Origin of the sequence: Variovorax sp. UC122_21, from assembly GCF_044056785.1 — a bacterium.
Classification (GTDB): domain Bacteria; phylum Pseudomonadota; class Gammaproteobacteria; order Burkholderiales; family Burkholderiaceae_C; genus Variovorax.
Map to the genome: position 1 here is coordinate 34617 of NZ_CP172004.1, position 11667 is coordinate 46283.

The following is an 11667-nucleotide window of genomic DNA, read 5'->3' on the forward strand; positions in this document are numbered from 1 at the left end:
CTCAGAGCGCCGTGAGGTGCTTGCCCACGATGCCGGCGAGTTCGAACATCGTCACCTGGTCCTTGCCGAACACCGGCTTGAGCTTGGCGTCGGCATTGATCGAGCGCTTGTCCTTCGCATCCTGCAGGCCGTTGGCCTTGATGTAGTCCCAGAGCTTCTTGACCACCTCGGTGCGCGCCACCGGCTCGTTGCCGATCACCGCGGCGAGCGCGTCGCTGGGCTTGAGGCCGGCGCCGGTCTTGCGCGGCGCCTTCTTCTCGGCCGGAGCCTTCTTGGCCGCGGGCGCCTTCTTCGCCGCCACCTTCTTGGCGGCCGCGGTCTTGCCGGCCGGCGCGGCCTTGCCGAAGGTCTTGCGCGGCGGGAATTTGCTGCCGCCCTCGCGTGGCGCGAACTCGAAGGTCACCTTGCCTTCTTCCGCATTCCAGGTCAGGAAGGCCTTGAAGGCGCGGCGCGTGCGCATCGAGACGAACTTGTCGAGCAGGTCGGTCTTGCCGGTGGCCAGCAGCTTCTCCATCTGCGCGCGCTCCACCGGCTGCTGCAGGATGATCTTGCCGGTCTTGAAGGTGCAGCTCGGCGTGGGCTGGGCCTGGGTCGGCACCGACTTCTCGCAGACGTAGTTGCTGCCGTGCTCGAACACCGGCGCGCCGCAGATCGGGCAGGGGCCGACCGTGTCCTGCTCGCTGAAGTCGATGATCTCGCCGCTGTCCTCGTTCTTGTCGTCGCCGAAGTCGAACTCCAGCTTCCAGTTCTTCGCCTCCTCGTCGTACTTGAGGATGATCTCGGAGGTGAAGGGCCAGCCGGCCTTGGAGCGGAAGCCCTCGAGCGGGCCGATGTGCTTGTCGCGCAGGAGCGCCTCGGCCTCGGCGACCTCGAAGGTGCGCCCGGCCGGCGACTTGCCGAACGAGAAGCCGCAGGCGTCCTCGCCGGTGCCGCTCTTGCCGGTGCAGCCGTAGCGGCGGTAGTTCTCCTTCACCACGCCGCCGCAGTTGGGGCAGGGCGTGGCCAGGGTCGTGTAGTCGCCGGGCACGGTGTCGCGGTCGTACTCCTTGGCCTTCTTGACGATGTGCTCGGTCATCGCCGCGATCTCGCGCATGAAGGCGTCGCGGCTCAGCGACCCCTTCTCCATCTGCGCGAGCTTGTATTCCCATTCGCCGGTGAGCTCGGCCTTGGAGAGTTCCTCCACGCCGAGGCCGCGCAGCAGCGTCATGAGCTGGAAGGCCTTGGCGGTCGGGATCAGCTCGCGACCCTCGCGCAGCATGTACTTCTCGGCGATCAGGCCTTCGATGGTGGCCGCGCGCGTGGCTGGCGTGCCCAGGCCCTTCTCCTGCATGGCCTCGCGCAGTTCCTCGTCGTCGATGGTCTTGCCCGCGCCTTCCATGGCGCCGAGCAGCGTGGCTTCGGAGTAGCGCGCCGGCGGGCGCGTCTTCAGGCCCTTGGTGTCGACCGTCTCGGCCAGCACCATCTCGCCGGGCTTCACCGGCACCAGGTTCTTGCCGTCCTTCTCGTCGTCGTCGCTGACGGCTTCCTTGCCGTAGATCGCGAGCCAGCCCGGCTTGACCAGCACCTTACCGTCGGAGCGGAAGGCGTAGTTCTTGCCAGCTTGCGCCACCGTGCTGACGCGGGTCGTGACCTGGTATTCGGCGCTCGGGAAGAACACCGACAGGAAGCGGCGCACCACGAAGTCGTACAGGCGCTGCTCGGCTTCCGACAGGCCGCTGGGCGCCTGCAGGGTCGGGATGATCGCGAAGTGATCCGACACCTTCGCGTTGTCGAAGATGCGCTTGCTCGGCTTCACGTAGTTCTGGTCGATCGCCTGCTGCGCGAACGGCGCGAGGTGGCGCATGCCGCTGGTGGCGAGCATGCCCATGGTCTGCTTGACCACCGGCAGGTAGTCCTCGGGCAGGGCGCGCGAGTCGGTCCGCGGGTAGGTCAGTGCCTTGTGACGTTCGTACAGGCTCTGGGCCAGCGCCAGCGTGGTCTTGGCCGAGAAGCCGAAGCGGCTGTTGGCCTCGCGCTGCAGCGAGGTCAGGTCGAACAGCTGGGGCGAGGCCTGGGTGGTGGGCTTGCTTTCTTCCGTGACGCTGGCGGGCTTGCCGCGCGCGGCCTGCGCGATGGCGAGCGCGTCGCGCTCGTTCCAGATCCGGTCGGCGCGTTGCTCGGGGTCGGGCTCGCCGCTGGGCAGCAGCGGGGCGCTGGCCTTCTTCCAGGCCGGGTCGAACCACTTGCCCGGATAGTGGCCGGCTTCGGCCAGGAAGCTGGCGTGCACTTCCCAGTAGTCGCGCGAGACGAACTTGCGGATCTGCTCCTCGCGCTCGACCACCACCGACAGCGTGGGCGTCTGCACCCGGCCCACGGTGGTGAGGAAGAAGCCGCCGTCGCGCGAGTTGAAGGCCGTCATCGCGCGCGTGCCGTTGATGCCCACGAGCCAGTCGGCCTCGGAGCGCGAGCGCGCGGCATCGGCCAGGCCCTGCATCTGCTTCTCGGTGCGCAGCGAGTCGAAGCCGTCGCGGATCGCCTGCGGCGTCATCGACTGCAGCCACAACCGGCGCACCGGCTTGTTCAGGCCCGTCTTGCCGCCGGCGTACTGCTCGATCAGGCGGAAGATCAGTTCGCCCTCGCGGCCCGCGTCGCAGGCGTTCACGAGCTGGGTCACGTCCTTGCGCTTGGCCTGCTTGACCACCGCGTTGAGGCGGGTCTTGGTCTTGTCCACCGGCTTGAGGTCGAAGTGCGGCGGGATCACCGGCAGGTTGGCGAAGCTCCACTTGCCGCGCTTGACGTCGAACTCCTCGGGCGCCTGGATTTCCACCAGGTGGCCGACGGCACTGGTCACGACGTACTGGTCGTTCTCGAAGTGCTCGTCGTGCTTGTCGAACTTGCCGGCCACCGGCGTGAGCGCACGCACGATGTCCTGCGCCACCGACGGTTTTTCTGCAATAACCAATGTCTTCGTCATCTGTGCTCTCTCAACTGTTTCGCCAAGCCGGCTCGCGGGCCATGCGCGCAGTGCCATGGGCTCTCTCTATACTCGGCGGCTTCTCGCGTGCGCACACGCGCACGCGCATGTGTGCATATTCAAACTAACAGACTTCGGCGATGCCTTCCAAATCCCCACTTTCCAACGCCCGCCGAATCCAGACGCGGCGTTCCTCCGTTCACGGGAACGGCGTGTTCGCGGTGCAGGACCTGGCCGAAGGTGAGCGGATCATCGAATACAAGGGCGAGATCATCACGTGGAAGGAGGCGCTGCGCCGCCATCCGCACGATCCGGCCCAGCCGAATCACACTTTCTACTTCCATATCGACGACGGGCGCGTGATCGACGGCAACGTCGACGGCAATGCGGCCCGCTGGATCAATCACTCGTGCGAGCCGAACTGCGAGGCCGACGAGGTCGATGGGCGCGTTTATATCAAGGCGCTGCGCAACATCGCGGCCGGCGAGGAACTCAACTACGACTACGGCCTGATCATCGACGAGCCGTACACCGAGAAGCTGCTGTCCGAGTTCCCGTGCTACTGCGGCTCCGAGCAATGCCGCGGCACGCTGCTCACGCCGAAGGACGACGAGGAAGAGGACAAGAAGAAAAAGAAGAAGGCGAAGAAGAAGGAAGCGAAGAAGGCCGAGAAGAAAAAGGCCGACAAGAAGGCCGACAAGAAGTCCGAGAAGAAATCCGGGAAGAAGTCGGAAAAGAAAGCGGACAAGAAGGACGGCAAAAAGAAGGACAAGCCGAAGAAGGCCGAGGCTGCCGCCGAAACCGCTCCCGCGGCCGGCAACGGCGGGCTCTGAACATGGCCGCCGGCGGCAGCGCCTTGCAGTGGCACGAGGAGCGGATCGCCGCGGCGCTCGCCCCTCTGCTGCCGGGCTTCGCGGCCGAGGTGGTCGGCGAGATCGACTCCACCAACACCGAACTCATGCCGGCGCGCGCGCGCCGGGCGGACCGAGCCCGTGCTGCTCGTGGCCGAGCGCCAGACCGCAGGCCGCGGCCGACTCGGCCGGCCCTGGCAGAGCGCGCAGCAGCCCGGCGACGATGTCGCGCCGTCGCTGACCTTCTCGCTGGGCCTGCCGCTCGCGCCGGCCGACTGGTCGGGGCTCTCGCTCGCGGTCGGCGTCAGCCTGGCCGAGAACCTCGATCCCACGGGCGCGGCGAAGCTCGGGCTCAAGTGGCCCAACGACCTCTGGGTCGACGAGCGCAAGCTCGTGGGCATCCTGATCGAGACCGCGCTGCCGCATGGCGGTGGTGCATCGTCGCCGCGCTACGTGGTCATCGGCATCGGCGTGAACATCGGCGCGCGCGATGCCGAGGGCATGCGCACGCCACCCGCCTGGGTGCGCCAATGGCGCCCCGACGCCACCTCGCCCGCGGTGCTGGCCGAACTGATCCCGCCGCTGGTGCGCGACGTGCTCGCGTTCGGCGCGCGTGGCTTCGCGCCGTTCGCCGAGCGCTTCGCCGCGCGCGACGTGCTGCGCGGGCGCGAGGTGGTGCTCAGCGACGGCCGCTCGGGCCTGTGCGAGGGCGTCTCGTGGACCGGCGAGCTGCAGGTGCGCACGGCCGAGGGCCTGCAGGCCATCGTCAGCGACGAGGTCAGCGTGCGGCCGCGCGGCATGGCCCTCTGAGACCGGACGCCGCGATGCCGCTGCGCCTGGTCGTGATCGCCCTGCTGGTCCTCAACGGCGGCTACTGGCTGTGGTCGCGTGGCGACCTCGCGGGCTTCGGCCTCGTGCCGGCGGGGCTCGACGAGCGCGATCCGCAGCGCCTCGCGCGGCAGATCCATCCCGAATATCTGCAGATCCGCGCCGAGCCGTCGAAGGCTGGTGCCTCGAGTTCCAACGCGCGATAGATCGACGGTTCAGGCCGGCGCGCTCTCGAAGCGCACCGTGAAGCGCGCGCCCGGCGGCTGCCGCTCGGGATGCGCGTCCTCGAGCGTCACCTGCGCATGGTGCTGGTTCGCGATCTCGCGCACGATCGGCAGCCCCAGGCCCGAGCCGTCGGCCTCGTTGCCCAGCACGCGGTAGAAGGGCTCGAACACGAGCTCGCGGTCGGCCTCCGAAATGCCCGGCCCGTTGTCCTCCACCTGCAGCAGCAGCACCCGGCCGAAGGGATCGGCCAGCACCCGCGCGGTGATCACGCCGGTGCGTTCGGGCCGCGAGGGCGTGTAGTTGATCGCGTTGTCGACCAGGTTGCGCACCAGCTCCTTGAGCAGCGTCGGGTTGCCCTCGAGCACCACGCCGCGCGAGCCGGGATCGAGGCCGTCGTAGCCGAGGTCGATGCGCTTCTCGATCGCGCGCGGCACCGCCTCGCGCACCACCTCGATCGTGAGCCGCGCCAGGTCGCAGGGCTGGCGATGGGCGCCGGCGCTGTTGCCCTCGGCGCGCGCCAGCGACAGCAGCTGGTTCACCGTGTGGGTGGCGCGCACGCTGGCGCGGCCGATCTGCTTGAGCGACTGCTTGAGCTCATCGGCGTTGGCGTTCTCGCGCTGCGCCAGGTCGGCCTGCATGCGCAGGCCCGCGAGCGGCGTCTTGAGCTGGTGCGCCGCGTCGGCCAGGAAGCGCTTCTGCGTGTCGATGGAATCGTTGAGCTTGTCGAGCAGCTCGTTGACCGAGGACACCAGCGGCACCACCTCGAGCGGCACCGAGGACTCGTCGAGCGGGCTCAGGTCGCCGGGGCGGCGCTCGCGGATGCGCGCCTCCACCACCGACAGCGGCTTGATGCCGCGCACCAGCGCCAGCCAGATCAGCAGCACCGCGAGCGGCAGGATCGCGAACTGCGGCAGCAGCACGCCCTTGATGATGTCGGCCGCCAGCAGCGACTGCTTCTGGCGCGTCTCGGCCACCTGCAGCAGCGCGGGCGGCGCATCGGGCGCGTCGCCGGCCAGCCAGACCCAGGCCACGCGCACCGACTTGCCGTTCATCTCGCCGTCGCGCAGCTGGACCTGGCCGAGGGCCGGCGGTTCGTCGAGGCTGGGATGCGGCACGTCGTGCTCGCCGCTGAGCAGCGCGCCGTGGCTGTCGAGCAGCTGGTAGTACACGCGATCGGTGTCGTCGCCGCGCAGGATCTCGCGCGTCGGCTGCGGCAGCACGAAGCGCGGGCTGTCCTTCTGCAGCGAGACCGTGCGTGCCAGCGTCTCGATGTTGTGCGTGAGCACGCGGTCGAAGGAGGCGCTCGCGATGCCCTGCGCCACCAGCCAGGTCACGCCGATGCTGACCGGCACCAGCAGCAGCAGCGGCGTGAGCATCCAGTCGAGGATCTCGCCGAACAGGGAGCGCTGCGCGCGCTGGAAGAGTTTCATCGGACCGGACCCGCCGCGCCCAGCGGCCGCGCGCGCGTCACTGGATCTTTTCGAGGCAGTAGCCGAGCCCGCGCACGGTGGCGATGCGCACCGGGCCCTTCTCGATCTTCTTGCGCAGGCGGTGGATGTAGACCTCGATCGCGTTGAGGCTGACTTCCTCGCCCCATTCGCACAGGCGCTCCACCAGCTGGTCCTTGCTGACCAGCCGGCCCGCGCGCTGCAGCAGCACCTCGAGCAGGCCCAGTTCGCGCGCCGACAGCTCGACCATCTTGCCGTCGAGCGTGGCGACGCGGCCGGCCTGGTCGTAGATCAGCGGGCCGTGCCGGATCGCGTTGCTGGTGGTGCCCATGCCGCGGCGCGTGAGGGCGCGCACGCGCGCCTCGAGCTCCTGCAGGCTGAAGGGCTTGGCCATGTAGTCGTCGGCGCCGTTGTCCAGGCCCTTGACGCGCTCCTCCACGCTGTCGGCCGCGGTCAGCACCAGCACCGGCAGCTGCGAACCGCGCGCGCGCAGCCGCTTGAGGATCTCGATGCCGTGCAGGCTGGGCAGGCCGAGGTCGAGGATCAGCAGGTCGAACTCGCTGTGCGTCATGAGCGCGGTGTCGGCCTCGGAGCCGTTGGCCACGTGATCGACGGCGGCCCCCGAGGTACGCAGGCTGCGCAGCAGTGCATCGGCCAGCACCTTGTCGTCCTCGGCAATCAGTATCCGCATAGCCACCTCCAGCCCGGTTCGCGCCGTGGGCGGCGCCTTTGCACGTTGTCTCCGCTGGGGCTGGAGTCTAGCCCGCCGTATAGGCTTCCAGACCGATGGTTACCACGGTGGCGACCTCGTCGCCCACGCTGGCGCGGAACTCGCGCTCGGCCTGCGTCACCGCCTGGCGGAAGGCCTCGAGCCAGGCCAGGCCGTCGGCCGTGAACAACACGCGTCGCGCGCGCGCATCGAGCGGATCGGGCCCGCGCGTGACCAGCCCCCAGGCCTCGCACTGGTCGACCAGCGCGCCCATGGCCTGCTTGGTCATGCCGGCGCGCTCGGCGAGCTCGGTCAGGCGCGAGCCCTCGCGCGCGAGATGGCGCGTGATGTGGACGTGGGCCGCGCTCACCTGCGCGCGCGCCGCGAGGTTCGACAGCGCCAGCGGCACGTCGACGTCGTGCGCCATCAGCGCGAGCACGCGCTCGTCGAAGCGCCGCATCGCATGGCCGAGCAGCCGGCCCAGGTGGGTCTGGCGCCAGGCATCGGGATCGAGGGGAAAGGGGGTGTCGCTCACGGCGCCGAATGGTAAAGCAAACTGACCAAAAAATGGGTTCACTCGAATCCATCCGCCCCTACACTACTGTTCAAGCATCCAGGCTGTGGTTAAAAGCAGATGGATCCGACAGTACACAACCCGTTGATCTTCAAGGAGTTTTTCACATGGACGCAGTCGTCAAGGGCTCGAGCATCGCAGGCGCCAACACCGAAAAGGCCAAGGCCCTCCAGGCCGCGCTGGCCCAGATCGAGAAGCAGTTCGGCAAGGGCACGATCATGCGGCTCGGCGAAGGCGAGGCGCTCGAGGACATCCAGGTGGTCTCCACCGGCTCGCTGGGCCTCGACATCGCACTGGGCGTCGGCGGTCTGCCGCGCGGCCGGGTGGTCGAGATCTACGGTCCCGAATCCTCGGGCAAGACCACGCTCACGCTGCAGGTCATCGCCGCCATGCAGAAGCAGGCCGGCACCTGCGCCTTCGTCGACGCCGAACACGCGCTCGACGTGCAGTACGCCCAGAAGCTCGGCGTGAACCTGTCCGACCTGCTGATCAGCCAGCCCGACACCGGCGAGCAGGCGCTCGAGATCGTCGACTCGCTGGTGCGCTCGGGCGCCGTCGACCTGATCGTGGTCGACTCGGTCGCCGCGCTCACGCCCAAGGCCGAAATCGAAGGCGAGATGGGCGACTCGCTGCCCGGCCTGCAGGCCCGCCTGATGAGCCAGGCGCTGCGCAAGCTCACGGCCACGATCAAGAAGACCAACTGCATGGTCATCTTCATCAACCAGATCCGCATGAAGATCGGCGTGATGTTCGGCTCGCCCGAAACCACCACCGGCGGCAACGCGCTGAAGTTCTACGCCTCGGTGCGCCTGGACATCCGCCGCATCGGCACCATCAAGAAGGGCGACGAGGCCATCGGCAACGAAACCAAGGTCAAGGTGGTGAAGAACAAGGTCTCGCCCCCGTTCAAGACGGCCGAGTTCGACATCCTGTTCGGCGAGGGCATCAGCCGCGAGGGCGAGATCATCGACATGGGCGTGACCGCCAAGATCATCGACAAGTCGGGCGCCTGGTACGCCTACAACGGCGAGAAGATCGGCCAGGGCCGCGACAACGCGCGCGAGTTCCTGCGCGAGAACCCCGAGCTGTCGCGCGAAATCGAGAACAAGGTGCGCGAATCGCTGGGCATCCCGCTGCTGGCGGCGGACGCGACCGGCGCGGCCGAATAACCGGCCGATGCACGCGAGCGGGGCGCCTGCGGTCGCCCCGTTTTCCTTTTCCGCTCCCGCATTTCCGATGGCATTCGATGCTCCCTCCCTCAAGGGCCGCGCGCTGCGCCTGCTGAGCCAGCGCGAGCATTCGCGCAGCGAACTCGAGCGCAAGCTGGCGCGCTACGAGGAAGAGCCGGGCACGCTCAAGGCCGCGCTCGACGAACTCGCGGCCAAGGACTTCATCAGCGAGGAGCGCGTGGTCGCCTCGTTGCTGCATCAGCGCGCGGGCCGGCTCGGCGCGGCGCGCGTGCGGCAGGAGCTGCAGGCCAAGGGCATCGGCGCCGAAGCGATCTCGCAGGCGGTGGCCGGGCTGCAGGGCAGCGAGCTCGAACGCGCGGCCGCGCTCTGGCGCCGCCGCTTCGACGCCCCGCCCGCCGATCCCAAGGAGCGCGCCCGCCAGGCCCGCTTCCTGATGGCGCGGGGTTTTTCGGCCGCGGTGGCGGCCAAGGTGCTGAGGAGCGACATCGATGAACTCGAATGAACTGTCCCGCGTGATCACGCAGCGCGTGGCCTGCGACTGGCGCACGGCCTATGCGCTCGCGGCCGATCCCGCGCGGCTGCCCGAATGGGCCAGCGGCCTGGCCGATGGCGCGCTGGCGCGCGAGGGCGAGGGCGAGGGCGAGCGTTGGGTCGCGACCACGCCCGGCGGCCGCGCGGTGCTGCGCTTCGCGCCGCCCAACGAGTTCGGCGTGCTCGACCACTGGGTGGCGCCCGCGGGCGTGCCCGAGGTCTACATGCCGTTCCGCGTCATAAGCGTGGCGCCCGGTGTTTGCGAGCTGCAGCTCACGCTGCTGCGCCAGCCGCACATGGACGACGCGGCCTTCGCGCACGACGCCGAATGGATCGCGCGCGACCTGCGCGCGCTGCAGGCGCTGCTCGAGGCGCCGGCCGGCTGAGCGGCCGATCGGGCGGGCCCGCGGCTAGCCGATGGCATGATCCGCGACTTCATACAACGAGGAGGAGTCGCAGATGTCTTCGGAACCCACCGGATCCCCGTCACTGGTGCGCACCGGCGCCCGCGCTGGCGCCGCCTTCGTCGGCTCGGTCGCCAAAGGCGTCTTCTTCGGCGCGCTGCTCGGGGGCGGCGCCTTCTTCTATTACGTGAGCCAGTTGAGCGGCCCCGGCATGCCCGGCGCCCGCGCGGGCGGCGCCGGCGCGCTGCTGGCGCTGCTGTTCTCGCCGCCGCTGCTGGTGGCCGTGCTGCTGGCGCTGTTCATGGGCGTGTACGTGATCCTCGGTGTGTCGCAGGGCCGCACGCGCGCGATGCGGCACCTGGTGGCCGCGCGCGGCGAGGCCGTGGCGCAGCGCCTGGGCGATGCCATCGCCGGGCGCATCGAATCGATGCCGCGCACCCACGGTGCGCTGCGGCGCGCGAGCGACTGGCTCTCGGTCGATGCGCTGAGCGCGCAGCTCGCGCCGGTGCTCGGCGACGGCAAGGCGGTGCGGGCGGTGATCGCCTTCGTGCTGAACCGGCTGCCGCTCAACGAGATGCTGGCCGAGTGGCAGCAGGGCCGCGCCGCGCAGGGCGAGCCGCAGCTGCCCGTGGCGCAGGGCGGCGCGGCGCCCGCGCAGGACCCGGCCTTGCGCGCGCTGATCACGCGGCGCATCCACGAGACGCTGCAAGAGATGTCGACGCCCTCGCGCAAGCCGTTCTGGATCGTGCTCGCGCTGCATGCCGCGCTGTTCGGCACGGGGCTCTGGCTGGTGAGCTGAAACGAAAAAGGCGCCGGGGAGCCGGCGCCTTTTCAGCGAAAGAGGCAGCGCCTCAGAGCGACAGCATCAGCTGGAGGTTCTGCACCGCGGCGCCGCTCGCGCCCTTGCCGAGGTTGTCGAGGCGCGCGATCACCACGGCATGGCGATGGTCCTCGTTCGGGAACACGCGGATCTCGAGCTGGTTGGTGTCGTTGAGCGCCAGCGCGTCAAGCTTGCCGTCGGCGGTGGGCGGCAGCACCTTCACGAACTGCTCGGGCGTGTTGCTCTTCGCATAGTGCGCGGCCAGTGCCTCGTGCAGGTCGCCGGCCTTCGGTTTGCCGGGCAGCAGGTCGAGGTGCAGCGGCAGCTGGACCAGCATGCCCTGCTTGAAATTGCCGACCGAGGGGATGAACACCGGGCGCTGCGTCAGGCCGGTGTACTTCATGATTTCGGGGATGTGCTTGTGCGTGAGGCCCAGCGCGTAGGTCTCGAACAGCGGGGCTTCGCCCTTCTCGTAGGCCTCGATCATGGTCCGGCCGCCGCCCGAGTAGCCGCTGACCGAAGGCAGCGCGATCGGGAAGTCGGCCGGCAGCAGGCCCGCGTCGACCAGCGGACGCACCATGGCGATCGCGCCGGTGGCGTAGCAGCCGGGGTTGCCCACGCGGTCGGCCCGGGCCACGGCCTGCCAGTGGCCTTCGACCAGTTCAGGGAAGCCGAACACCCAGCCCGGCGCCACGCGGTGGGCGGTCGAGGCGTCGATGATCTTCGGGCTTCTTGCCCGACAGCTGGTCGATCAGCGCGACCGACTCGCGTGCCGCGTCGTCGTGCAGGCACAGCACGACGAGGTCGACGCCGGCCATGAGTTCACGCTTGGCATTCACGTCCTTGCGCAGCTCGGGCGCGATGCTCACGAGCTCGATCTGCGGCATGTTCTGCAGCCGCTCGCGGATCTGCAGACCGGTGGTGCCGGCTTCGCCGTCGATAAAGACCTTGGCCATGGTGGGGTTGCCTGATAGAGAGGGCCTAGAAGAAAGTACGTATTGACCGCACACGCCCGTCAGTATTGATGCGGCGCACCATGATACAGTCCGCGATTGTCCGCCGCCCCCAGCCGTCAGGCTGCCGTCGCCTGTGGACAACAGAGCCAACACCAGCCTGCCTAGATCTCCCGTTTTT

10 protein-coding genes and 2 pseudogenes are annotated in these 11667 nt (G+C 69.0%); 7 read left to right on the plus strand and 5 right to left on the minus strand.

Annotated features, from left to right (window positions below):
- Window position 1: 1 nt before the first annotated feature.
- On the minus strand, window positions 2-2953 hold the full coding sequence (locus ACHMXE_RS12345; protein WP_203203399.1) for a DNA topoisomerase III: 2952 nt from the start codon (window positions 2951-2953) through the stop codon (window positions 2-4).
- Between the two features lie 140 nt (window positions 2954-3093).
- Between ACHMXE_RS12345 and ACHMXE_RS12350 the strand changes: the two genes are divergently transcribed.
- The 3 genes and pseudogenes from ACHMXE_RS12350 (at window position 3094) to ACHMXE_RS12360 (ending at window position 4838) form a co-directional block, all read left to right on the plus strand.
- Entirely contained in the window at window positions 3094-3786 is a 693-nt protein-coding gene (locus ACHMXE_RS12350; protein ID WP_203203398.1) for an SET domain-containing protein, read from the plus strand.
- 2 nt (window positions 3787-3788) lie between these two features.
- Window positions 3789-4614 (plus strand): annotated as a pseudogene (locus tag ACHMXE_RS12355) (biotin--[acetyl-CoA-carboxylase] ligase).
- A gap of 14 nt (window positions 4615-4628) precedes the next feature.
- Window positions 4629-4838: a sporulation protein gene (locus ACHMXE_RS12360; RefSeq protein ID WP_395349618.1), complete on the plus strand. Its 210-nt coding sequence runs from the start codon at window positions 4629-4631 to the stop codon at window positions 4836-4838.
- Window positions 4839-4847: 9 nt separating this feature from the next.
- Here the strand turns inward: ACHMXE_RS12360 and ACHMXE_RS12365 are convergent, their stop codons facing one another.
- From ACHMXE_RS12365 to ACHMXE_RS12375, 3 genes are all read right to left on the minus strand, one after another.
- Entirely contained in the window at window positions 4848-6287 is a 1440-nt protein-coding gene (locus ACHMXE_RS12365) for a sensor histidine kinase (protein ID WP_203203395.1), read from the minus strand.
- A gap of 37 nt (window positions 6288-6324) precedes the next feature.
- On the minus strand, window positions 6325-6996 hold the full coding sequence (locus tag ACHMXE_RS12370) for a response regulator transcription factor (protein ID WP_203203394.1): 672 nt from the start codon (window positions 6994-6996) through the stop codon (window positions 6325-6327).
- A gap of 67 nt (window positions 6997-7063) precedes the next feature.
- Complete coding sequence (locus ACHMXE_RS12375; protein ID WP_057593706.1) at window positions 7064-7549, minus strand: MarR family winged helix-turn-helix transcriptional regulator; 486 nt, start codon at window positions 7547-7549, stop codon at window positions 7064-7066.
- 146 nt (window positions 7550-7695) lie between these two features.
- Here ACHMXE_RS12375 and recA point away from each other — a divergent pair, with 146 nt between their 5' ends.
- The 4 genes from recA to ACHMXE_RS12395 all read left to right on the plus strand — a co-directional run bounded on the left by recA (window position 7696) and on the right by ACHMXE_RS12395 (window position 10512).
- Window positions 7696-8757 (plus strand): recombinase RecA, encoded by a 1062-nt coding sequence (gene recA, locus ACHMXE_RS12380; RefSeq protein ID WP_209540138.1) that lies wholly within the window; start codon window positions 7696-7698, stop codon window positions 8755-8757.
- A 67-nt stretch (window positions 8758-8824) separates the two neighbouring features.
- Window positions 8825-9280 (plus strand): recombination regulator RecX, encoded by a 456-nt coding sequence (gene recX, locus ACHMXE_RS12385; RefSeq protein ID WP_395349619.1) that lies wholly within the window; start codon window positions 8825-8827, stop codon window positions 9278-9280.
- A complete protein-coding gene (locus tag ACHMXE_RS12390) occupies window positions 9267-9695 on the plus strand; it encodes an SRPBCC family protein (RefSeq protein WP_395349620.1) in 429 nt (142 codons plus the stop codon). The genes recX and ACHMXE_RS12390 overlap by 14 nt, the downstream gene beginning before the upstream one ends.
- Window positions 9696-9768: 73 nt before the next feature.
- Window positions 9769-10512, plus strand: coding sequence for a hypothetical protein (locus tag ACHMXE_RS12395; RefSeq protein WP_203203391.1), 744 nt, complete (start codon window positions 9769-9771; stop codon window positions 10510-10512).
- A 52-nt stretch (window positions 10513-10564) separates the two neighbouring features.
- Here the strand turns inward: ACHMXE_RS12395 and argC are convergent.
- Window positions 10565-11489, minus strand: a pseudogene (gene argC, locus ACHMXE_RS12400) (N-acetyl-gamma-glutamyl-phosphate reductase).
- Window positions 11490-11667: the final 178 nt, after the last annotated feature.